Origin of the sequence: Streptomyces sp. NBC_01317, from assembly GCF_035961655.1 — a bacterium.
GTDB lineage: Bacteria > Actinomycetota > Actinomycetes > Streptomycetales > Streptomycetaceae > Streptomyces.
On the sequence record NZ_CP108393.1, the window covers coordinates 6,967,501 to 6,989,872 of the forward strand.

Consider the following 22,372-nt stretch of genomic DNA (forward strand, 5'->3'; position numbering starts at 1 on the left):
ATGCCCCCGTAACTTCGGGAGAAGGGGGGCCATCTTGGGTGACGGAATTTTCTTCCTGAGCTTGGGGTGGCCGCAGAGACCAGCGAGAAGCGACTGTTTACTAAAAACACAGGTCCGTGCGAAGCCGTAAGGCGATGTATACGGACTGACGCCTGCCCGGTGCTGGAACGTTAAGGGGACCGGTTAGTCACATTTCGGTGTGGCGAGGCTGAGAACTTAAGCGCCAGTAAACGGCGGTGGTAACTATAACCATCCTAAGGTAGCGAAATTCCTTGTCGGGTAAGTTCCGACCTGCACGAATGGCGTAACGACTTCTCGACTGTCTCAACCATAGGCCCGGTGAAATTGCACTACGAGTAAAGATGCTCGTTTCGCGCAGCAGGACGGAAAGACCCCGGGACCTTTACTATAGTTTGATATTGGTGTTCGGTTCGGCTTGTGTAGGATAGGTGGGAGACTGTGAAGCTTGGACGCCAGTTCAGGTGGAGTCGTCGTTGAAATACCACTCTGGTCGTGCTGGATGTCTAACCTGGGTCCGTGATCCGGATCAGGGACAGTGTCTGATGGGTAGTTTAACTGGGGCGGTTGCCTCCTAAAGAGTAACGGAGGCGCCCAAAGGTTCCCTCAGCCTGGTTGGTAATCAGGTGTTGAGTGTAAGTGCACAAGGGAGCTTGACTGTGAGACCGACGGGTCGAGCAGGGACGAAAGTCGGGACTAGTGATCCGGCGGTGGCTTGTGGAAGCGCCGTCGCTCAACGGATAAAAGGTACCCCGGGGATAACAGGCTGATCTTCCCCAAGAGTCCATATCGACGGGATGGTTTGGCACCTCGATGTCGGCTCGTCGCATCCTGGGGCTGGAGTCGGTCCCAAGGGTTGGGCTGTTCGCCCATTAAAGCGGTACGCGAGCTGGGTTTAGAACGTCGTGAGACAGTTCGGTCCCTATCCGCTGTGCGCGTAGGAGTTTTGAGAAGGGCTGTCCCTAGTACGAGAGGACCGGGACGGACGAACCTCTGGTGTGCCAGTTGTTCTGCCAAGGGCATGGCTGGTTGGCTACGTTCGGGAGGGATAACCGCTGAAAGCATCTAAGCGGGAAGCCTGCTTCGAGATGAGAACTCCCACCCCCTTCGAGGGGTTAAGGCTCCCAGTAGACGACTGGGTTGATAGGCCAGATGTGGAAGACCGGTAACGGTCGAAGCTGACTGGTACTAATAGGCCGAGGGCTTGTCCTCAGTTGCTCGCGTCCACTGTGTTAGTTCTGAAGTAACGAAGAGCCGTGTTGTCATCCAGCTTTTCTGTTGTCTTCATAGTGTTTCGGTGGTCATTGCGTGAGGGAAACGCCCGGTTACATTCCGAACCCGGAAGCTAAGCCTCGTAGCGCCGATGGTACTGCAGGGGGGACCCTGTGGGAGAGTAGGACGCCGCCGAACAATCTTTGATCGTGGGAATGCCCTGTACCTTCTGGTACAGGGCATTCTTGCGTTCAGGATCAATGCGCGGGACCCCCTGGCGTCCGCCGGCCCGGGCTGAGGGTAGGGTCCAGGAGGCATCATTGGCACATTCCACACAGGAGGCCCCCGGGTGGAGGTCCAGGAGACCCGCGTTCAGACCGACCGGGTGCTCACCATCCCCAACGTCCTCAGCATGGCCCGCCTCGTCGGTGTGCCGGTCTTCCTGTGGCTGATTCTCCGCCCCGAGTTCGGCGGACCGAACAGCGACGGCTGGGCCCTGCTGGTGCTGGCCCTCAGCGGCGTCAGCGACTATCTCGACGGCAAGCTGGCCCGCCGGTGGAACCAGATCAGCAGCCTGGGACGGCTCCTGGACCCCGCCGCGGACCGGCTCTACATCCTTTCCACCCTGGTTGGCCTCACCTGGCGCGAGATCCTGCCGCTCTGGCTGACAGCGGCGCTTTTGGCCCGTGAGCTGATGCTTCTGGTGATGGTGGGAATCCTCAGGAGGCACGGCTATCCGCCTCCCCAGGTGAACTTTCTCGGGAAGGCGGCTACCTTCAACTTGATGTACGCCTTCCCGCTCCTGTTGCTGAGCGACCGGAGCGGTTGGCTTGCCTCGCTCGCCGAAGTTTTCGGATGGGCGTTCGCCGGATGGGGTACAACTCTGTATTGGTGGGCAGGGATCCTGTATGTGGTCCAGGTCCGCCGGCTCGTCCGGGCGGACACAGTGGCCGATTGAGCTCGTCGACGCCGTGCCGCGCAGAGTCGCCCGGCCTGCGGCTCACACGCCTAGAGGCCTGTCCGGACGGGTTCGGTCGGCGAGATCGTCTCTTCAAGGAGGACGCTTCCGACATGAAGGCCGTCGTGATGGCCGGTGGCGAAGGAACTCGACTTCGCCCCATGACCTCAAGCATGCCCAAGCCGCTCCTGCCGGTGGTGAACCGGCCGATCATGGAGCACGTGCTTCGCCTGCTCAAGCGCCATGGGCTCAGCGAGACCGTCGTGACCGTGCAGTTTCTCGCCTCTCTCGTCAAGAACTATTTCGGCGACGGCGAAGAGCTCGGCATGGAACTCACCTACGCCAACGAGGAGAAGCCACTGGGAACGGCGGGAAGCGTCAAGAATGCCGAAGAGGCACTCAAGGACGACGCCTTCCTTGTCATTTCCGGTGACGCCCTCACCGACTTCGACCTGACCGACCTCATCGCTTTCCACAAGGAAAAGGGCGCACTGGTGACGGTGTGCCTGACCCGTGTGCCGAATCCTCTGGAATTCGGTATCACGATCGTGGACGAGGAAGGAAAGGTCGAGCGGTTCCTGGAGAAGCCCACCTGGGGACAGGTCTTCTCCGACACCGTGAACACGGGCATCTATGTGATGGAGCCCGAGGTCTTCAACTACGTCGAGGCCGATGTCTCGGTCGACTGGTCCGGGGACGTCTTCCCTCAGCTCATGAAGGAAGGCAAGCCCATCTACGGCTATATCGCCGAGGGCTACTGGGAAGACGTCGGCACGCACGAAAGCTATGTGAAGGCCCAGGCCGACGTCCTCGAAGGCAAGGTCGACGTCGACATCGACGGTTTCGAGATCTCTCCCGGCGTATGGGTGGCCGAGGGCGCCGAGGTGCACCCCGACGCGGTGCTGCGCGGGCCGCTGTACATCGGTGACTACGCCAAGGTCGAAGCCGACGTGGAGTTGCGCGAGCACACCGTCCTCGGGTCCAACGTGGTCGTGAAGACCGGCGCGTTCCTCCACAGAGCCGTCGTCCACGACAACGTCTACATCGGCCAGCACAGCAATCTCCGCGGCTGTGTGGTCGGCAAGAACACCGACATCATGCGGGCCGCGCGGATCGAGGACGGCGCGGTCATCGGCGACGAATGCCTCGTCGGCGAAGAATCGATCATCCAGGGCAACGTACGGGTCTACCCGTTCAAGACCATCGAGGCCGGCGCGTTTGTCAACACGTCGGTGATCTGGGAGTCCCGAGGACAGGCGAATCTCTTCGGCGCCCGCGGTGTCTCCGGGATCCTGAACGTCGAGATCACGCCGGAGCTGGCCGTACGGCTGGCGGGGGCGTACGCGACGACCCTGAAGAAGGGGTCCACCGTCACCACGGCCCGTGACCACTCGCGTGGTGCGCGCGCGCTGAAGCGGGCCGTGATCTCGTCGCTCCAGTCCAGCGCCATCGACGTACGCGACCTGGAGAACGTACCGCTGCCCGTCGCCCGGCAGCAGACCGCCAGGGGCAGCGCCGGCGGCATCATGATCCGTACGTCCCCGGGGGTCCCCGACTCCGTGGACATCATGTTCTTCGACGAGCGGGGCGCCGACCTCTCCCAGGCCGGCCAGCGCAAGCTGGACCGCATCTACGCCCGGCAGGAGTACCGCCGCGCGTTCCCGGGAGAGATCGGGGACCTGCACTTCCCTGCCAGTGTCTTCGACTCGTACACGGGCTCCCTGCTCCGCAACGTCGACACGACGGGCATCGCGGAGGCCGGGCTCAAGGTCGTGGTCGACGCGTCCAACGGAAGCGCCGGCCTTGTCCTGCCCAGCCTGCTCGGACGGCTCGGTGTCGACGCGCTGACCATCAACCCGGGGCTCGACGAGTCGCGGCCGACGGAGACGGCCGAATCCCGCCGTTCCGGGCTGGTCAGGCTCGGCGAGATCGTGGCGTCCGCGCGTGCCGCGTTCGGTGTGCGGTTCGACCCGGTCGGCGAGCGGCTGTCGCTGGTCGACGAGCGGGGCCGGATCATCGAGGACGACCGGGCCCTGCTGGTGCTGCTCGACCTGGTCGCCGCGGAGCGCCGCAGCGGCCGGGTGGCGCTGCCGGTGACGACCACCAGGATCGCCGAGCAGGTCGCGGCGTACCACGGCACGCAGGTGGAGTGGACGACCACCTCGCCGGACGACCTGACCCGGGTCGGCCGGGAGGAGACCACGATCTTCGGCGGTGACGGGCGTGGTGCCTTCATCGTGCCGGAGTTCAGCAGTGTCCTGGACGGTACGGCGGCGTTCGTGCGCCTCATCGGTCTGGTGGCGCGTACGCAGCTGACCCTGAGCCAGATCGACGCCCGCATACCGCGAGCCCATGTGCTGCGCCGCGATCTGGCGACCCCCTGGGCCGTCAAGGGACTCGTGATGCGCAGCGTCGTGGAGGCGGCCGGAGACCGGCAGGTGGACACGACGGACGGGGTCCGGGTCGTGGAGACCGACGGGCGCTGGGTGATGGTCCTGCCCGACCCGTCCGAGGCCGTGACCCATCTGTGGGCGGAGGGACCCGACGACGCGTCGGCCCAGGCCCTGCTCGACGAGTGGTCGTCGGTGGTGGACGGCGCGGGTCACTAGCACCCGTCAACAGCACCGGGCAACAGCACTGATCAGCGTTACCGCCGGGCGGGCCGTTCACGGTCCGCCCGGCCGGTTCTTCGGCAGTACCTACGACGTGCGACGATGTGCGGCATGTCGCAGCAGTCCCCCATTCGGAGCACCGGCACGCCACGCGCGCGTCCCGATGCGTCCATGTCGCTGCTGAACAACGTGATGGACCACGGCCTCGACGAGGGGTACGCGGAAGCGGCGGCCCGCAGGGACGCCGAGGGCGGTGAACTGCCCCGTACCCTCAAGGCCAGACTGTGGCTCGCGGCGGGCCTGGTGCTGGCCGCGCTGGTGGTCACCGTGGGCGCGGCCCAGGCGCGGATCTCCGCCCCCGTGGTGGCCAAGGAGCGCGAAGAGCTCATCGACCGTATCCACGACGAGACTTCGGCGGCGGACGCGCTGGAGCGTGACGTCGAGAAGCTCCGTGACGAGGTCGGCGAGCGGCAGCGGGCCGCGCTGCGCCGGCCGAGCGGTGCCCATGCCGAGCTGGTCGATCTGCTGTCCGGCGCGACCGCCGTCCAAGGACAGGGCCTGAGGCTGGTCGTGGACGACGCGAAGGACAGCGAGCAGGGGGGTGGCGGCGGGCCCCGGGAGAGCGCCAGTTTCGCCGACACGGGGCGGGTACGGGACCGGGACATGCAGCGGGTCGTCAACGGCCTCTGGGAGTCCGGCGCGGAGGCCATCGCCATCAACGACCAGCGCCTGACATCCCTTTCGGCGATCAGGGCCGCGGGTGACGCCATACTGGTCGACAACAGGCCGCTGGTGCCCCCGTACACCGTGCTCGCCGTGGGCGACGGGAAGAAGTTGAGCACCGCGTTCCAGGACAGCGCCGACGGGCAGTATCTGCACGCGCTCCAGGAGAACTTCGACATCAGGACGAGCATCTCGGTCCGGGGCGAGGTGCGTCTCCCCGCCGCGCCGAGCCTGATCGTACGTACAGCAAAGCCGAAGGCCGCCGCCCCCGGGAAGGGCAACGGGCAGGACGCGGCCGACACAGGGAAGGGCACATCGTGATCGCCGTACTGGGCCTCGTCGTGGGAGTCGTGGTCGGACTGTTGGTCCGGCCCGAAGTGCCGGCGGTGGTCGAGCCCTATCTGCCGATCGCCGTGGTGGCGGCCCTGGACGCGGTCTTCGGCGGCCTGCGGGCCATGCTCGACGGGATCTTCGTGGACAAGGTCTTCGTCGTCTCCTTCCTCTCGAACGTCGTGGTGGCCGCGCTGATCGTGTTCCTCGGCGACAAGCTCGGTGTGGGCGCCCAGTTGTCGACCGGTGTGGTCGTGGTCTTCGGCATCCGGATCTTCTCCAACGCCGCCGCGATCCGCCGGCACGTCTTCCGGGCGTGACGCCGATGAGCGACCAGGGAGGGACAGACAGGGAGCCCCGGCGGCTCACCGGCCGTCAGCGGCTCGCGGCGGGGCTATGGCCGCCCCGGGTGACCCGCGCCCAACTCATCGTGGCCGTGCTGCTGTTCGGGCTCGGTCTGGGGCTCGCCATCCAGGTGCGGTCGAACAACGACGACAGCGCGCTGCGCGGGGCCCGGCAGGAGGACCTGGTGCGGATCCTCGACGAACTGGACGACCGTACCCAGCGGCTGGAGGACGAGAAGCAGAGCCTCGACGACCAGCGCACCGAGCTGGAGACCAGCTCGGACCAGGCCGAGGAGGCCCGCAAGCAGACGCGGGAGAAGGAACAGCAGCTCGGCATCCTGGCCGGCACCGTCGCCGCCGAGGGGCCCGGGATCACGCTGACCGTCGCCGACGGCAGCGACACCGTCGAACCCGACATGCTGCTCGACACGATCCAGGAGCTGCGGGCCGCGGGCGCGGAGGCGATCCAGATCAATGACGTCCGGGTGGTTGCGAACACCTACTTCTCGGGTACGGGAGGTGACATCCAGGTGGACGGGAAGCGGGTCACCGCGCCGTACCGTTTCAAGGTCATCGGCAAGCCCCAGGACCTGGAGCCCGCCCTCAACATCCCGGGCGGGGTGGTGCAGACACTGGAGAAGGAGCAGGCCACGGCCACGGTGGCCCGGGCTGAGAAGATCATTGTCAATGCCTTGCGACCGGCGCGGCGCCCTGACTACGCTCAGTCGTCGGCGCAGTGAGGCGGGGGCGCATGGCGGCCACCGGCCGCGGGCATGAGGTTGCGGGGGGTCGGCGCACGAACAGTGTGGTGAGTGGTGGAAACTGTCCGGTGGATACGGACGTTGTCAAGATGTCCGGGTCGGCAGGTGTGTTCATTCAGGGTTCGTCCTGCCCCACGGGCGGGTCTGTATCGGTCAAGGGGAATCGCCCGTGAAGTTGTTTGGGAAGTTGTTCGGCAAGAGCGCACGCGAGGACGGCGGGGGTTCCCGTCACCGTGCGGCGCGGCACGGCGGGAGCGAGGAGCCGAGCGGCGACCGCCCGCTCTTCCGTGACCAGGTGGGTGACGGTGCCGCAGGTGGCGCGTCGTCTGTTGACCCCGCCGGTCAGGGCCGCATAGGTTTCGGTGAACCATCAACCTCAAGTACGGGTGGAGGGTCTGCCTTGCCGGTCTGTACGAGGTGTGGCCACCGCAACGCGGAGGCCAGTCGGTTCTGCTCCAACTGCGGAGCGCCGCTGCGGGCCGGGGCGCCCGCCGAGCGTGCTTCGGAGACGACCTCCACCATCTCCATCTCCGGCCTTGAGGCGTACGAGTCGGAGGTCACGGGCCAGACGGCCGTGCCGTCCCTCTCCCCGGAGGCCCAGGCCGCCGTGGACGCCCTCCCGCTGGGTTCGGCGCTCCTCGTGGTGCGCAGGGGGCCCAACTCGGGCAGCCGCTTCCTCCTGGACAGCGAGCTGACGACGGCCGGCCGCCACCCGCAGAGCGACATCTTCCTCGACGACGTGACCGTCTCCCGCCGCCATGTGGACTTCCGCAGGGGTGCCGACGGCCGCTTCACCGTCTCGGACGTGGGCAGCCTGAACGGCACGTACGTCAATCGTGAGCGGATCGACTCGGTCCTGCTGTCGAACGGCGACGAGGTTCAGATCGGCAAGTACCGGCTGGTCTTCTACGCGAGCCAGCGGGGCGTGTGACTTTCAGGAAAGGTCCATGCTGCGAACACCCACGGGCGGTGCCGGTCACGGCACCGCCCCCTCGGGCGACACTCTGCTGAGCATCGGTGCGGTGCTCGGCCGGCTGCGGGTCGAGTTCCCCGAGGTCACCATGTCCAAGATCCGTTTCCTGGAGGCGGAGGGCCTGGTCGAGCCGCGGCGCACCTCGTCGGGGTACCGGAAGTTCGGGCCCCAGGACGTGGAGCGGCTGACCCAGGTGCTGCGGATGCAGCGGGACCACTACCTCCCGCTGAAAGCCATCCGGGAGCATCTCGACGCCCTCGGCCGGGGCGAGCGCGTCCCCCTGCCGTCCCAGCAGCGCCAGCGGCGGGCCGGGGCGGACACCGGGCCCGCGCCGCGGACCGCCGCCAGGATCGGGCGTGAGGAGCTGCTGGCCGCCTCCGGGGCCGACGCGAGCGCGCTGGACGAGTGGGAGTCGTACGGCCTCATCACTCCGATGCCGGACGGCGGGTACGACGCCGAGTCCGTGACCGTGGCGAAACTGGTCGCGGATCTCGGAAGATTCGGCCTGGAACCACGTCATCTGCGGATCATGAGAGCGGCGGCCCAGCGCGAGGCGGGGATGGTCGAGCAGGTCGTCGCACCGCTGCGCCGGCACCGTAACCCGCAGACCAGAGCCCATGCGGAGGCCACCACGAGGGAGCTGGCGACCCTCTCGGTGAAGCTGCACGCGGCACTGTTCCGGACGGCTCTCGGAGCACATCCGTACTGATCATGGGGGAGTCCGACTACCCAAACCGGTCGCTCGCGTCCTAGGGTTGCTGTGTGAACGAGCTCGACGTTGTGGGTGTCCGGGTGGAAATGCCCTCCAACCAACCGATCGTGCTCCTGCGTGAAGTGGGAGGCGATCGGTACCTTCCCATCTGGATCGGGCCGGGGGAGGCCACCGCCATCGCCTTCGCCCAGCAGGGCATGACGCCTGCCAGGCCGCTGACCCATGACCTTTTCAAGGATGTCCTTGAGGCCGTGGGCCAGGAACTGACCGAGGTCCGCATCACGGATCTCAGGGAAGGTGTCTTCTACGCGGAGCTGGTCTTCGCCAGCGGGGTCGAGGTGAGCGCCAGGCCGTCCGACGCCATAGCGCTCGCGCTGCGCACCGGCACGCCGATCTACGGCAGTGACGGCGTCCTGGACGACGCGGGGATCGCCATCCCGGACGAGCAGGAGGACGAGGTGGAGAAGTTCCGCGAGTTCCTCGACCAGATCTCTCCCGAGGACTTCGGGACCAACAGCCAGTGAGTGGTCGGTGAGTGCCTGCCGGTGAGTGCCTGATCGGCCGGAGGCGGACCCGCCTCCGGACAGCACCGGCAGCACATCCGGTCAGCCTTTCCCGGGACCGGGACACGCGAAACCACTCTCAAGGTGATTATCACTCGGCGTGGCGAGTGCGGCGATCGTTGACGCACCCCGGGTGACTCCCTACCGTCGTTGAGGGCAGGTCAAGGACGGAGGTCGGCGTGAGAAGCAGCGGCGACGGTACGGCGGTGGGCGGGGCGTTCCCGCTGCGGAGCGAGGCGGCCGACCCCGGTACCGAGACGGTCGGGTACCGAGGACCGACCGCGTGTGCCGCGGCGGGGATCACGTACCGCCAGTTGGACTACTGGGCGCGTACGGGGCTCGTGGAGCCCAGCGTGCGCGCGGCGTACGGCTCCGGGGCGCAGCGGCTCTACAGCTTCCGTGACGTGGTCGTCCTCAAGATCGTGAAGCGGTTCCTGGACACCGGGGTCGCTCTCCAGAACATCAGGGCGGCCGTGCGGCACCTGCGGACCCGGGGCGTCCAGGATCTTGAGCGGATGACGCTGATGAGCGACGGGGCGACGGTCTACGAGTGCTCGTCGCCGGACGAGGTCGTCACGCTGCTCCAGGGCGGTCAGGGGATCTTCGGGATCGCGGTCGGGGTGGTGTGGCGGGACGTCGAGGCCGCCCTGTCCCAGCTGCACGGGGAGCGGATCGACACGGGCGAGACGCTGGTGGGGAACAACCCCGCCGACGAACTGGCCAGGCGGCGCAGGGACCGCGCGGTCTGAGCCGCGCGAGCTCCGTACACGCCGGGCCGGGCCCGTCCTCACGCCGTACCGGCCGATTGTCAGTGGTGTGAGGGAGCATCGGGGGTGTGAGAGCCGCCCCGACCGTCCTGCATCTGGACATGGATGCCTTCTTCGCCGCCGCCGAGCAGGCGGCGAAGCCGAGTCTGCGCGGAAAGCCCGTGGTGGTCGGCGGCCTCGGACCGCGTGGGGTGGTCTCCACGGCCTCCTACGAGGCGCGGCGGTACGGGGTGCACTCGGCGATGCCGATGGCGCAGGCCAGACGGCTCGCGCCGAACGCCGCGTACCTCGTCCCGCGCTTCACCGTCTACCGGGCGATCAGCGAGCAGGTGATGGAGCTGCTGGGCCGGCTGTCGCCGCTGGTGGAACCCCTGAGCCTGGACGAGGCGTTCGTGGACCTGGAGGCGGGCGGCTCGGCCCACGACACGGCCTCCGCGCGGGCCGCCGGGGAGCGGCTGCGCCGGGACATCCGCGCGACCACGGGGCTCACCGGGTCGGTGGGGCTCGCGGGGTCCAAGATGCTGGCGAAGATCGCCTCCGAGCAGGCCAAGCCGGACGGCCTCGTCATCGTCGAGCCGGGGACCGAGCGCGCGCTCCTGGGGCCGATGACCGTACGGACCCTGCCCGGGGTCGGTCCCGCGACGGGGGAGCACCTGCGGCGGGCCGGGATGACCACCGTGGCCGATCTGGCGGAGGCCGGCGAGGACGAGCTCGTACGGCTGCTGGGGAAGTCGCACGGGGCGTCGCTGTTCCGGATGGCGGGCGGCCACGACGACCGGCCCGTGGTGGCCGAGCGGGAGACCAAGTCCGTCTCCGTGGAGGACACCTTCGACGTCGATCTGCACGACCGGGTGCGGGTGCGGTCGGAGGTGGACCGGCTGGCGGACCGGTGTGTCCAGCGGCTGCGGGCGGCCGGGCACTCGGGGCGGACGGTCGTGCTCAAGGTCCGGCGCTACGACTTCTCCACGCTGACCCGCTCGGAGACGCTGCGCGGGCCGACGGACGACCCGGGTGTGGTGCGGGAGGCGGCGGGGCGGCTGCTGGAGTCGGTGGACACCACGGGCGGGGTACGGCTGCTGGGGGTGGGGGTCAGCGGACTCGCGGACTACACGCAGGAGGACCTGTTCGCGCAGGCGGCCGCGGACCGGTTGGCGGCGGACCGGGCGGTGGAGGCGGCGGCCCAGGTCGCAGTACCCCCGGTGGCGCCCGAGGAGGGCTCCGAGAAAGGCCCTGAGAAGGCCGGGGAGGAGCGGGCCGGCCCTTCCCGGGCACTCGGGGCGGCGGAGGGGCACGCGGCGCCCACCGGGGGCGTACCGGCCGCTCAGGAGGCGTCGGAGACAGCGGACCTGCCCGCGGAGCGGCGCTTTCCCGCCGGGCACGACGTGCACCACGCCGTGTTCGGCGCGGGCTGGGTGCAGGGCAGCGGGCTGCGCCGGGTCACCGTACGGTTCGAGGAGCCGTGGTCCGCGCCGGGGCGGGTGCGGACCTTCTGGGTGGACGATCCAGAGCTGGAGCTGTCGGACCCGCTGCCCCTGACCGGAGGACCGGCCCAGGACGGGGCGGAGGCGACCCGGCGGGGGCCGGAGCCCGCCGGGGACGGGCCGGGGCCGCCGGAACGGGATCAGTCGTCCTGGCCGGCGACCCGTCCGAAGTCACGCTCGGCGTCCCGGTCGGACAGCGAGGCGGGGCGCTCGGGCGGGCCCGGTTCCGGCAGGGCGAGGCCGTAGTGGCGGTAGAGCTGGAGTTCCTGTTCGGGTGAGAGGTGCCTGCCGACACCGAAGTCGGGCGCGTCCTTGATGAGCGAGCGCTCGAAGGGGATCCGGAGCGTCTCCTCCTCCAGCGTGCTGGGCGCGAGGGGGACAAACGCGTCACGGCTGAAGATCCCGGTGCGGACGGCCGCCCACTCGGGCACCCCCGTGGCGTCGTCCAGATACACCTCGTCCACCGTGCCGATCTTGTGGCCGTCGCGGTCGAACGCCTTGCGGCCGATCAGGCTGCGCGGATCGATGTCGTTCTCCACGGTCCCTCCAACTGGTCGCACAAGCGGGGAAGACCCGTCGCTCCACTCATAAGAAAAGTGCAGATCCGGTCTGTCGGCCACTCGAAAAGCCCTGCGCGGGACCTCGCTGGTAGGCTGGCACACGGCTGCTGACCCTGTGCGGGAGAGTCCTCCGGTGAGATCGCCGGAGGCGCCGAAGGAGCAAATCCTCCCCGGAATCTCTCAGGCCCCCGTACCGCACGGACGAGGTCACTCTGGAAAGCAGGGCAGGCGCCCACGGCGTCCGCCCTCACCGACGGTGAAAGCCGGGCGGCCTCCTGGCGCCCGGTGAAGCTCTCAGGTCAGATGACAGAGGGGGAGGCCGTCCGGGCACCCGCGCCTTGGTGCCCCTCGCAGGTCGTGACGACCAGGAGGCCTCCCACATGACCGACCACCGCATTCCGCTCTCCCAGCTGGAGCGTGGCGTCCCCTTCGAGCAGCGCCATATCGGGCCCGACGTGGCGGCCCAGGCGAAGATGCTCGCGCAGGTCGGCTACGGCTCGCTGGACGAGCTGACCGCCGCCGCGGTGCCCGACGTGATCAAGAGCGCGGAGGCGCTGGGGCTCCCCGGGGCCCGTACCGAGGCCGAGGTGCTGGCGGAGCTGCGCGCCCTCGCCGACCGCAACACGGTCCTCGCCCCGATGATCGGCCTCGGCTACTACGGCACGTTCACGCCGCCGGTGATCCTGCGCAACGTCATGGAGAACCCGGCCTGGTACACCGCGTACACGCCGTACCAGCCGGAGATCTCCCAGGGCCGGCTCGAAGCTCTCCTGAACTTCCAGACGATGGTGGCCGACCTGACGGGGCTGCCCACCTCCGGTGCCTCCCTGCTGGACGAGGGCACGGCCGCCGCCGAGGCGATGGCGCTGTCCCGGCGCGCCGGCAAGGTCAAGGACGGTGTCTTCCTGATCGACGCCGACACCCTGCCCCAGACGATCGCCGTGATCAGGACCCGCGCCGAACCGGCCGGCGTCGAGGTCGTCGTCGCGGACCTGACCGACGGCATCCCGGCCGAGGTGGCCGAGCGCGGTGTCTTCGGTGTGCTGCTCCAGTACCCCGGCGCCTCCGGGGCCGTACGGGACATCAGGCCGGTCGTCGAGCGGGCGCACGAGCTGGGCGCCCTCGTCACCGTCGCCGCCGACCTGCTCGCGCTGACGCTCCTCACCTCGCCCGGTGAGCTGGGCGCGGACATCGCCGTCGGCACCACCCAGCGCTTCGGCGTCCCGATGGGCTTCGGTGGACCGCATGCCGGATTCATGGCCGTACGCGACACGTTCGCGCGCACCCTGCCGGGCCGGCTCGTCGGGGTGTCCGTAGACGCCGACGGCGACAAGGCGTACCGGCTGGCCCTCCAGACCCGCGAGCAGCACATCCGCCGCGAGAAGGCCACCAGCAACATCTGCACCGCGCAGGTCCTGCTCGCCGTGATGGCGGGCATGTACGCGGTCTACCACGGCCCCGACGGCCTGCGGGGCATCGCCCGGCGCACCCACCGCTACGCGACGCTGCTCGCCGAGGGGCTGCGGGCCGGCGGCGCGGAGGTCGTGCACGGCGCGTACTTCGACACGCTGACCGTACGGGTCCCCGGCCGGGCCGCCGAGGTCACCGCCGCCGCCCGTGAGCACGGCGTCAACCTGTACCAGGCCGACGCCGACCACGTCTCCGTCGCCTGTGACGAGACCACCGGGCGCGCCCAGCTGGCCGCCGTGTGGACGGCGTTCGGCGTCGACGCCGACATCGAGGCGCTGGACGCGGCCGCCGGGGACGCGCTGCCCGCGACGCTGCTGCGGAGCGACGACATCCTGACCCACCCCGTCTTCCACCAGCACCGCTCCGAGACGGCGATGCTGCGCTACCTGCGCAAGCTCTCCGACCGTGACTACGCGCTGGACCGCGGCATGATCCCGCTCGGCTCCTGCACCATGAAGCTGAACGCGACCACGGAGATGGAGTCGGTCACCTGGCCGGAGTTCGCGGCCCTGCACCCCTTCGCCCCGGCCGAGCAGGCCGAGGGCTACCTGACGCTCATCAGGGAGCTGGAGGAGCGGCTCGCCGAGGTCACCGGGTACGACGCGGTGTCCCTCCAGCCGAACGCCGGTTCCCAGGGCGAGCTGGCCGGGCTGCTCGCCGTACGGGCGTACCACCGCGCCAACGGCGACACGCGGCGCACCGTCTGCCTGATCCCGTCCTCCGCGCACGGCACGAACGCCGCGAGCGCGGTCATGGCCGGGATGAAGGTCGTGGTCGTCAAGACCCGCGAGGACGGTGACGTCGACGTCGAGGACCTGCACGCCAAGATCGAGCGGCACGGCGCCGAGCTGGCCGTCCTGATGGTCACCTACCCGTCCACCCACGGGGTGTTCGAGGAGCACATCAGCGACATCTGCGCCGCCGTGCACGACGCGGGCGGCCAGGTCTACGTCGACGGCGCCAACCTCAACGCGCTGGTGGGGCTGGCCAAGCCGGGCAAGTTCGGCTCGGACGTCTCCCACCTGAACCTGCACAAGACGTTCTGCATCCCGCACGGCGGCGGCGGTCCCGGGGTCGGTCCCGTCGGCGTACGGTCCCACCTCGCCCCGTACCTGCCCAACCACCCCCTCCAGCCGGCCGCGGGGCCCGAGACGGGTGTCGGCCCGATCTCCGCCGCCCCCTGGGGCTCGGCGGGCATACTGCCGATCTCCTGGGCGTACGTACGGCTGATGGGCGGCGAGGGCCTCAAGCGCGCGACGCAGGTCGCGGTGCTCGCGGCCAACTACATCGCCAAGCGCCTGGAGCCGCACTACCCGGTGCTCTACACCGGTCCGAACGGCCTGGTCGCCCACGAGTGCATCGTGGACCTGCGCCCGCTGTCGAAGGCGACGGGCGTCAGCGTCAGTGACATCGCCAAGCGGCTGATCGACTACGGCTTCCACGCGCCGACGATGTCGTTCCCCGTGGCGGGCACGCTGATGATCGAGCCGACCGAGAGCGAGGACCTGGGCGAACTGGACCGGTTCTGCGAGGCGATGATCGCGATCCGCGCCGAGGTCGAGAAGGTCGCGTCGGGCGAGTGGCCCGCGGACGACAACCCGCTGCGCAACGCGCCGCACACGGCGTCGGCGCTCGGCGGGGAGTGGGACCACCCGTACACCCGCGCCGAGGCGGTCTTCCCGGCCGGTGTCTCGGCCGCGGACAAGTACTGGCCGCCGGTCCGTCGTATCGACGACGCGTACGGCGACCGCAACCTGGTCTGCTCCTGCCCGCCGCTGGACGCGTACGACCACTGACCGTCCGACTGGGCGATCGACCGTCGGGGAACGGGAACGACGGGGTGTGCGTCGGGGCCGGTGCGGAGGAACGTCTCCGGGCCGGCCCCAGTCATACCGGCAGCGGGCGTTGTCGGCGCGCGCTGCGCCGCCGGTACCGGCGCGCCGCTGCCCGGCGGCCGCTCAGGCCGCCGTCACCGCCTGCTCGTCGCGCGGGCGGTGCGGCGCGATGATCTTTCCGTCGGGCAGCAGCTCGCCGGTGTCCTCGAAGACCAGAACGCCGTTGCACAGCAGGCTCCAGCCCTGTTCCGGATGGTGAGCCGTCAGGCGGGCGGCGTCCCGGTCGGCGGAGTCGGCGGTCGGGCACACGGGCTGGTGCTGGCACATGGCTGGGTTCTTTCGCTGCGTCGTGGTGAGTGTCCTGCGGCTCGATGTGGTCATGGCCGCCCCCCCGTATCTGTTGGTCCGGTCCTAGTGTTGCCCCACGGACGGCAATCCGCAGGTATTTCACGGCAGCACTTCCTTCTGTCCAAGGACGCGTCACCCGGCCGGACGGTTCGGTTCAACTTGTCCGCCGGGCGGGCCGGTTCGGGGCCGGACGCCGTTGACCGGCGGGGGAGCATCCCGGGATCGGCACGCACGAAGCCCCGCGACCGGCGGGATCGCGGGGCTTCATGGGAGCGGTACGCAGGTCAGGCGGGGGTACGGAGCAGCGGCGCCGGGGACAGTCTCAGCCCGATCATGGGCAGCAACTCGGCGACGCGATGCGGACGGTGCGCGGCGATGCCGGGCGGGGCGGGCGCGAGCGGCACCAGGATGTCGGCGGGCAAGGGCGAACCCTCGGACCCGTCCGCCTCCGTGTCGCTGTGCAGCCACAGCGTGATCATGTAGAGCTCGGGCACCGAGAGCAGCCGGGGCTGGTACGCCGTCCCCAGCGTCTCGGCCTGCCGCAGCGCACGTTCCGTGGAGGCGAGGTAGGGGCCCTCGAAGAAGCGCGAGAACGCCCAGCCGTCGGCGGTCAGCATGGTGTCGGCCGCGGCCACGGCGCGGTCGCCGTTGCGGATCAGGAAGCGCCAGCCGACCAGTCTCGTCCGGGGCGCGCGACCCGCGGGGGGTACCGCACGCCCTTTCGGAGCGACCTGGTCCAGCACGTGGAGCGGAAGGGGGAACTCGGGGCTCAGCGGTCCCTGGACGGACCGCAGAGCGGGTGTGCGGGCCTCGCGAACGGCGGTGGGGGAACCGAGTGCCGCGAGAACGCTGCGAAGGGCGGGTGCGGGGGCCGGGGGGAGATGCAGCGGCATGGTGGGTTGCCTCTCACTCAGGAGACAGGGTGGTGCGTGAGGTCGGTCGTGCGGGTGCGGACGTCGGTGTCAGCGTGCGTGGTCAGAGGGTGGCCTGGGGCCGTGAGCCGGGCGGCGCCTCTCTGCCTCGTACACGGATGTTATACGACACGTGTTCACACCATGTTTCTTCTAGCTGTCGCGAATATTGCGGGCAAGGCACTATCAGGTCCGTCTTCCGGCCGCTTTTTCTTGGATAAACGCGGAACGCGGGTGGCTGGCCTGGGCGTATTGGCTGCCTGTGGACGGCCGAAACTGGTCGCGGGGAAGATGACGTCCCGTCGACAATCTCGCTGAGCTCGAGCGCCACTCATGCCAATGGAATGTGCCGCATGCCTCCACTCTCCACTCTACCCGTTGCCCGGAGGGTGAGGGGGCGTTACGGATCACGGAGTCTGGGCATTATCGACCGTGACGCGAGCGGCCGGAGCCCGGGGCTGCCTACTGCAGGAGGGACGCTTCGATGGGGGAGAAGGTCGAGGCGGACGGGTTCGCTCTGTCCGATCGGCAGAAATACCGCAGAAAGTTGCAGCAGTGCCTGGCGGTACTGGGGCGGCTCCTGGCGGAGAAGAGGTTCGACCGGCCCAAAAATCTGATGGGCCTGGAGATCGAGCTCAATCTCGCGGGGTCCGACGGGATGCCGCGGATGATGAATGGCGAGGTGCTCGCACGCATCGCGAGTCGTGATTTCCAGACCGAACTCGGTATGTTCAACCTGGAAGTGAATATAGCTCCCCACCGGCTGGAGGGACGTGTTCTCGACCAGTTGGCCGAAGAACTGCGGGCCGGCCTCGGATATGCCCACCGCAAAGCGGACGAGGTCGACGCGGGCATTGTGATGATCGGTATTCTGCCGACCCTCACCCAGGACGACACGGTCTCCGCGAATCTCTCCGACGTCGGCCGCTACACGCTCCTCAACGACCAGATGGTCGCGGCCAGGGGCGAGGACTTCGCCCTGGACATCGAGGGGGTGGAGCGTCTCACCTGCCGGTCCGCGTCCATCACCCCGGAGGCCGCCTGCACCTCCGTACAGCTGCATCTCCAGGTCACACCCGAGCGATTCGCGGGGGTGTGGAACGCCGCGCAGGCCATCGCGTCCGTACAAGTGGCACTGGGTGCCAATGCCCCGTTCCTATTCGGCCGGGAGTTGTGGCGGGAATCCAGGCCGCCGCTGTTCCTCCAGGCGACGGATGTCAGGCCGCCCGAACTCGCCGCGCAGGGGGTGCGGCCGCGGACGTGGTTCGGCGAGCGTTGGATTGATTCGGCATACGACCTGTTCGCGGAGAATTTGCGTTACTTCCCTCCCCTGTTGCCGATCTGTGACGACGAGGATCCACTGCGGACGCTGGACGACGGGGGAGTGCCCGGCCTGTCGGAGCTGGCGCTGCACAACGGCACGGTCTACCGCTGGAACCGGCCGGTGTACGAGGTCGCGGACGGCGTGCCGCATCTGCGGGTGGAGAACCGTGTCCTGCCCGCGGGCCCGACGGTCACCGATGTGATCGCCAACGCCGCCTTCTACTACGGGCTGGTGCGCGCGCTCGCCGACGACACGAGGCCGGTGTGGAAGCGGCTGCCGTTCGAGACGGCGGCCGCCAACTTCGAGACCGCGTGCCGGCACGGCATCGACGCGGAGCTGCGGTGGCCCCGGCCGGGCCGGGGGACCGGTATCACCACCGTGCCGGTCGTGAAGCTCGTACGGGACGAACTGCTGCCGCTCGCGGCGGCCGGTCTCGACGCGTGGCAGGTCGAGCCGGCGGACCGTGACTTCTACCTCGGGGTCATCGAGGAGCGGTGCAAGCTGCGGGTGAACGGCGCCTCGTGGCAGGTGGACACCTACCACCGGGCACGGGAGGAGGGGCTGGGGCGGGAGGCCGCGCTGGCCGCGACCACCCGGCGCTACAGCGAACTGATGCACCGGGGCGAGCCGGTGCACACCTGGCCGGCCGGGCTGTCCGCGCCGGGGGCCGGTGACCCGGCCTGACCGGCGGAGGTTCGGAGGACGGAGGCGCGGAGGGCGGGCGAGCGGACGAGTGGGCGCTGCCTCGGCGGCGGGCTTACGGCTCCTCCTCCTCGCCGACCGCCATGATCGCCTGGAGGATCACCGCCTGGATGTCGCCCGGATCGCTCACCTCGTAGCCCGCGCCGCCCGTGGCCCTGGCTATCTGGTGCACCGCCGCCCGGTCCGCGTCGGGGCCGACCGCGATACCGATCAGCGGGACGGGACGGGTGGGATCCGTGAGCGCACGCAACCGGCTGATCAGCGCGGCACGCGAAATGCTGTGGTCGTCCTTGTTGGTCCCGTCCGTGAGCAGGACGACGGCGTTGAACTTGCCCTTCACGTACGAGGCCTGGGCCTCTTTGTAGGCCGCCAGCGTCGTGTCGTACAGACCGGTGTCGCCGTCGGGGACCGGTTCGAGGGCCGAGAAGGCGTCCGACAGCTCCTCGCGGTGCGTACCGCCGCCCTTGGCCGCGTCCCCGAGCCGGGCCGTCTCCTCCACCTTGCGGTAGTCCTTGGCGCCGTCCAGCCGGGTCGCGAACTTCCACAGCCCGATCTCGTCCTCGGGCGTGAACTGCGCCAGCGCCTGGAGCAGCGACGCCTTGGTGACATCCATCCGGCTCTGGCCGCCGCGCCCGGGGACCGGCGCCTCCATCGAGCCCGACGCGTCCACGACCGTCGTCAGCCGGGCGCTCTGCACGGTGACGGTCCACAGGCCGAGCGTCCGCTGGACCTCCTCCGCCGTCGGGGGCCTGGAGTCGTCCGTGTCGTACGGCTGGGGCGCGCGCCCGCCCGCCGTACGGACCAGCGCGGTCTTCACCGGGGTGTCCGCCGCCCCCGCCCGGAAGCCGTGGTCCTCCAGCGTGCGGTACGACGCGTCGTCCGTGAGCAGGGCCATGAACCGCATGGCGGCACGGCTCTCGTCCGTGGTCAGCTCGGACTCGTCGACCAGGTTGTACGGGTAGTCGAGCGCGGGCGCGCCGTCCGTGGGATAGAAGAGCTGGAGATTCGCGGCGCCGTTGCTCCCCGAGTTGTGGACGAACGCGGCCTGTTCGGAGAGCAGGACCGCCTCGTTGCGCCGGGGGTTGCCCTTCTCCGCGCCCGAGTCGTCCTCGGCCAGCGTCCTGAGCACCTGGATGTCGGAGTCGGAGACGCGCTGCGACAGGAGCTTCGCCGTGGCGGCGGCCCTGGTGTCGCCGCCCGGGCCGGCGTCGCGGGACGACCCGGCGATGCTGGTGAGCGCCAGCAGGCCGGTCGCGCTGCGCGCCGGGTCGGCCGCCCCCAGGAGCCGCTGGTCCTGTTCGGTCGCGGCCGTGGTCAGTCCCGCCCAGGTGTACGTCTTCCTGGGCCAGCCGAGGGACGCGGCGGCCGTGGGCACCGCGGCCAGCGTGACCGGGGAGAGGGCCACATTGCCGGCCGGGGTCAGCGACGCGGCGTCCCCGACACTCTCGGCGCGGTCCACCCACACGCCGGAGTCGGGCACCCAGACCTCGAAGTCCGGGGTCTCGGAACCGCGCGCGAGGGCGCTCGCGACCCGGTAGTTCTCGCGTGCGACGACCCGGATGTCCAGACACTGTCCGTCGGAGGTCACCTTGTCCGCGCGGGCGCGGTCGGCGATGGCCCGCAGCGCGGGCGCGATGTCGGGCGAGGCCACCATCCGCAGCCGTACCGGAACGCCCCCGCAGGCCTCGGCGAAGGAGAGCGCGCCGCTCTGCACCGCGACGGCGGCCCCCGCCGCCACGGTCAGGACGAGGGCGGTGGCGATCGCGACGCTGCGACGGCGCGGAGAGCGGGGCCTGGCCGGACCCGCCGCTCTCTCGTCGGGCAAGCTGTGACGTCCCATGGCGGTGGCGCCCTCCTTCGTGAGGGGTGAACAGGGGTGGGCGCGAAGGGCGCGGCTCGATGGGTGTAGAAGAGGGGGTACCTCGCCGCCGAACGGCGACCGTCCCCCGGCCTGTCGCGCGCGATCTTCGTACCTGCATTCGAGACCCTAGCGGCACGGCAAGTGGCATGAGGCGGGAATACTCAACTGGAGGCAGGTGTGCGGGCGGACGTGGATCAGGTGGCCGGTTCCTTTCCCGAGGAGGATGCCCCCCGGCGGATCCTCCGGTCCGAGACGGTGCTCGTCCTGGCGCTCTCGCTGGGTGCGAGTGGTGTGTCGGCGCTGATCAGTTTTGTTGGTTCGGTGACAAAACCCGGCGCCCTGAGGGACCAGGCGGCCCAGCTCAACTCGTCGGCGGCCCCCGGGCGGCCTTGGCTCGATCTCGCCTGGCAGCTGTTCGGCATCACCACGGCTCTGGTGCCGGTCGCCCTCGTCGCGCACTTCCTGCTCAGGGAGAACAGCGGACTGCGGGCCATCGGCTTCGACCGCACCCGGCCCGGCCCTGACCTGGGGCGCGGCACGCTCGTGGCGGCGGGGATCGGCAGCGCGGGGCTCGCGTTCTACCTGGCGGTCCAGGCGTCGGGCTTCAACCTGACCGTGGTGCCGGAGTCGCTGCCCGGCGTGTGGTGGAAGTTCCCGGTGCTGATCCTCTCGGCGGTGCAGAACTCCGTGCTGGAGGAGGTCATCGTCGTCGGGTATCTGCTGCGACGGCTGGGGCAGTTGGGATGGACACCGATGGCGGCGCTGGTGGCGAGCTCGGTGCTGCGTGGCTCGTACCACCTGTACCAGGGCATCGGCGGCTTCCTCGGCAACATGGTGATGGGCGTGGTGTTCGTCCTCCTCTACCGGCGCTGGGGGAGGGTCGGGCCGCTGGTGGTGGCCCACTCGCTGCTCGACATCGGGGCGTTTGTCGGATACGCCCTGCTGGCGGGCAAGGTGGGGTGGCTGCCCACGGCATAGAGTTGCCGTTTTTCTGCCCTACGGCGCGCTGAGCAGCTCGCCGTCGATGACCGTGACCGCGTGGCCGGTGAGCAGCGTACGGTCGCCGCGCAGGGACGTGCGGACCACTCCGGTACGGGCACCGCCCTGGAGGCCGGTCAGCTCGGCGCGTCCCAGCCTCGCCGACCAGAACGGGGCGAGCGCGGTGTGCGCGCTGCCCGTCACCGGGTCCTCGTCGATCCCCACGGCGGGGAAGAAGCCGCGCGAGACGAAGTCGTAGCCGCCCGCCGGATCCGCCGCGGCGGCCGTGACCACCACGCCGCGCCGCGAGAGGGCGGCGAGCCGCCCGAGGTCGGGGGTGAGCCGGCGTACGGTCTCCTCGTCCGCCAGCTCCACCAGCAGATCACCGATCCGCTCCGAGGTGCGGTGCACCGACAGGGGCTCGGCTCCCAGCGCGGCGCCGACGCCGTCCGGGGCCTCCACCGGGATCAGCGCCGAGGTGGGGAAGTCGAGCGTCAGCGAGCCGTCCTCGTGCGCGGTGGCGCCGAGGACGCCCGAGCGCGTGGCGAAGCGCAGGGGCCCCGTCGCGCGGCCGGTGGAGTGCAGGACATGAGCCGTGGCCAGGGTGGCGTGACCGCACAGGTCGACCTCGGTGACCGGGGTGAACCAGCGCAGCGCCCACCCGGCGTCGCCGCCGGCCGGCAGGGGGTGCGCGAAGGCTGTCTCCGACAGATTGACCTCCGCCGCCACCCGTTGCAGCCATCCGTCGTCGGGGAAGTCCGGCGCGTCCAGGAGCAGGACCCCGGCGGGGTTGCCGGCGAAGGGGCGGTCGGTGAAGGCGTCGACGATTCGAATCCGCATGTGCCGACGGTAGGCGATCGGCGAAGCACCAGGTGAGAGAAGGGAAGGAAAAGGTGTTTGTCAAACGTACGCTTCCGATATATCGTTGG

Annotated in this window: 18 protein-coding genes, 2 rRNA genes and 1 riboswitch (1 of these 21 cut by a window edge); of the genes, 15 read left to right on the forward strand and 5 right to left on the reverse strand. The window is 69.6% G+C overall.

The window, feature by feature from the left end:
• The 12 genes from OG349_RS30380 to OG349_RS30435 form a co-directional block, all read left to right on the forward strand.
• Nucleotides 1-1,230, forward strand: a 23S ribosomal RNA gene (locus tag OG349_RS30380); it begins 1,894 nt to the left of the window's first position.
• Between the two features lie 81 nt (nt 1,231-1,311).
• A 5S ribosomal RNA gene (gene rrf / locus OG349_RS30385) occupies nt 1,312-1,428 on the forward strand.
• 151 nt (nt 1,429-1,579) lie between these two features.
• Nucleotides 1,580-2,188, forward strand: a complete 609-nt coding sequence (locus OG349_RS30390) for a CDP-alcohol phosphatidyltransferase family protein (RefSeq protein ID WP_327237618.1) — start codon at nt 1,580-1,582, stop codon at nt 2,186-2,188.
• A gap of 113 nt (nt 2,189-2,301) precedes the next feature.
• Nucleotides 2,302-4,797 (forward strand): mannose-1-phosphate guanyltransferase, encoded by a 2,496-nt coding sequence (locus tag OG349_RS30395; protein WP_161306733.1) that lies wholly within the window; start codon nt 2,302-2,304, stop codon nt 4,795-4,797.
• A 114-nt stretch (nt 4,798-4,911) separates the two neighbouring features.
• Nucleotides 4,912-5,844 carry a DUF881 domain-containing protein gene (locus OG349_RS30400; RefSeq protein WP_327237619.1) on the forward strand — a complete coding sequence of 311 codons (933 nt, stop codon included), beginning with the start codon at nt 4,912-4,914 and terminating at the stop codon, nt 5,842-5,844.
• Nucleotides 5,841-6,173: a small basic family protein gene (locus tag OG349_RS30405; RefSeq protein WP_023543062.1), complete on the forward strand. Its 333-nt coding sequence runs from the start codon at nt 5,841-5,843 to the stop codon at nt 6,171-6,173. The genes OG349_RS30400 and OG349_RS30405 overlap by 4 nt, the downstream gene beginning before the upstream one ends.
• 5 nt (nt 6,174-6,178) lie before the next feature.
• Nucleotides 6,179-6,937 (forward strand): DUF881 domain-containing protein, encoded by a 759-nt coding sequence (locus OG349_RS30410; RefSeq protein WP_327237620.1) that lies wholly within the window; start codon nt 6,179-6,181, stop codon nt 6,935-6,937.
• A gap of 190 nt (nt 6,938-7,127) precedes the next feature.
• Nucleotides 7,128-7,889, forward strand: a complete 762-nt coding sequence (locus OG349_RS30415) for an FHA domain-containing protein (protein ID WP_327237621.1) — start codon at nt 7,128-7,130, stop codon at nt 7,887-7,889.
• A gap of 16 nt (nt 7,890-7,905) precedes the next feature.
• Complete coding sequence (gene ftsR, locus OG349_RS30420; protein WP_327237622.1) at nt 7,906-8,640, forward strand: transcriptional regulator FtsR; 735 nt, start codon at nt 7,906-7,908, stop codon at nt 8,638-8,640.
• 53 nt (nt 8,641-8,693) lie between these two features.
• A complete protein-coding gene (locus tag OG349_RS30425) occupies nt 8,694-9,167 on the forward strand; it encodes a bifunctional nuclease family protein (RefSeq protein ID WP_161308445.1) in 474 nt (157 codons plus the stop codon).
• 218 nt (nt 9,168-9,385) lie between these two features.
• Nucleotides 9,386-9,955 (forward strand): MerR family transcriptional regulator, encoded by a 570-nt coding sequence (locus OG349_RS30430; protein ID WP_401767382.1) that lies wholly within the window; start codon nt 9,386-9,388, stop codon nt 9,953-9,955.
• Between the two features lie 86 nt (nt 9,956-10,041).
• Nucleotides 10,042-11,700: a DNA polymerase IV gene (locus OG349_RS30435; RefSeq protein WP_327237623.1), complete on the forward strand. Its 1,659-nt coding sequence runs from the start codon at nt 10,042-10,044 to the stop codon at nt 11,698-11,700.
• Here OG349_RS30435 and OG349_RS30440 read toward each other — a convergent pair.
• Complete coding sequence (locus OG349_RS30440) at nt 11,595-11,993, reverse strand: PRC-barrel domain-containing protein (protein ID WP_161306660.1); 399 nt, start codon at nt 11,991-11,993, stop codon at nt 11,595-11,597. The two genes, OG349_RS30435 and OG349_RS30440, sit on opposite strands and share 106 nt — an antisense overlap.
• Nucleotides 11,994-12,122: 129 nt before the next feature.
• A riboswitch (glycine riboswitch) is annotated at nt 12,123-12,220 on the forward strand.
• 174 nt (nt 12,221-12,394) lie between these two features.
• Between OG349_RS30440 and gcvP the strand changes: the two genes are divergently transcribed.
• Nucleotides 12,395-15,280, forward strand: coding sequence for an aminomethyl-transferring glycine dehydrogenase (gene gcvP / locus OG349_RS30445; RefSeq protein ID WP_327237624.1), 2,886 nt, complete (start codon nt 12,395-12,397; stop codon nt 15,278-15,280).
• A gap of 162 nt (nt 15,281-15,442) precedes the next feature.
• Here the strand turns inward: gcvP and OG349_RS30450 are convergent, their stop codons facing one another.
• A complete protein-coding gene (locus OG349_RS30450; protein ID WP_327238789.1) occupies nt 15,443-15,646 on the reverse strand; it encodes a DUF5999 family protein in 204 nt (67 codons plus the stop codon).
• Between the two features lie 305 nt (nt 15,647-15,951).
• A complete protein-coding gene (locus tag OG349_RS30455) occupies nt 15,952-16,560 on the reverse strand; it encodes a hypothetical protein (protein WP_327237625.1) in 609 nt (202 codons plus the stop codon).
• A 502-nt stretch (nt 16,561-17,062) separates the two neighbouring features.
• On the opposite strand from OG349_RS30455, the gene OG349_RS30460 reads away from it, so the two are divergent.
• Nucleotides 17,063-18,586 (forward strand): glutamate--cysteine ligase, encoded by a 1,524-nt coding sequence (locus OG349_RS30460; RefSeq protein WP_327237626.1) that lies wholly within the window; start codon nt 17,063-17,065, stop codon nt 18,584-18,586.
• Nucleotides 18,587-18,659: 73 nt separating this feature from the next.
• Here the strand turns inward: OG349_RS30460 and OG349_RS30465 are convergent, their stop codons facing one another.
• Entirely contained in the window at nt 18,660-20,444 is a 1,785-nt protein-coding gene (locus tag OG349_RS30465) for a substrate-binding domain-containing protein (RefSeq protein ID WP_327237627.1), read from the reverse strand.
• A gap of 219 nt (nt 20,445-20,663) precedes the next feature.
• On the opposite strand from OG349_RS30465, the gene OG349_RS30470 reads away from it, so the two are divergent.
• The gene (locus tag OG349_RS30470) at nt 20,664-21,443 is read left to right on the forward strand and encodes a CPBP family intramembrane glutamic endopeptidase (RefSeq protein ID WP_327238790.1); all 780 of its coding nucleotides are present in this window, start codon (nt 20,664-20,666) and stop codon (nt 21,441-21,443) included.
• 18 nt (nt 21,444-21,461) lie between these two features.
• On the opposite strand, the gene OG349_RS30475 is transcribed toward OG349_RS30470, so the two are convergent.
• Nucleotides 21,462-22,283 carry a PhzF family phenazine biosynthesis protein gene (locus tag OG349_RS30475; protein ID WP_327237628.1) on the reverse strand — a complete coding sequence of 274 codons (822 nt, stop codon included), beginning with the start codon at nt 22,281-22,283 and terminating at the stop codon, nt 21,462-21,464.
• Nucleotides 22,284-22,372 lie beyond the last annotated feature (89 nt).

Coding starts and splice junctions, on each gene's coding strand:
- OG349_RS30395 (WP_161306733.1), top strand. CDS start 2,302: ATGAAGGCCGTCGTGATGGCCGGTGGCGAAGGAACTCGACTTCGCCCC.
- OG349_RS30400 (WP_327237619.1), top strand. CDS start 4,912: ATGTCGCAGCAGTCCCCCATTCGGAGCACCGGCACGCCACGCGCGCGT.
- OG349_RS30410 (WP_327237620.1), top strand. CDS start 6,179: ATGAGCGACCAGGGAGGGACAGACAGGGAGCCCCGGCGGCTCACCGGC.
- ftsR (WP_327237622.1), top strand. CDS start 7,906: ATGCTGCGAACACCCACGGGCGGTGCCGGTCACGGCACCGCCCCCTCG.
- gcvP (WP_327237624.1), top strand. CDS start 12,395: ATGACCGACCACCGCATTCCGCTCTCCCAGCTGGAGCGTGGCGTCCCC.
- OG349_RS30450 (WP_327238789.1), bottom strand. CDS start 15,646: ATGTGCCAGCACCAGCCCGTGTGCCCGACCGCCGACTCCGCCGACCGG.
- OG349_RS30455 (WP_327237625.1), bottom strand. CDS start 16,560: ATGCCGCTGCATCTCCCCCCGGCCCCCGCACCCGCCCTTCGCAGCGTT.
- OG349_RS30460 (WP_327237626.1), top strand. CDS start 17,063: ATGGGGGAGAAGGTCGAGGCGGACGGGTTCGCTCTGTCCGATCGGCAG.
- OG349_RS30465 (WP_327237627.1), bottom strand. CDS start 20,444: ATGGGACGTCACAGCTTGCCCGACGAGAGAGCGGCGGGTCCGGCCAGG.
- OG349_RS30475 (WP_327237628.1), bottom strand. CDS start 22,283: ATGCGGATTCGAATCGTCGACGCCTTCACCGACCGCCCCTTCGCCGGC.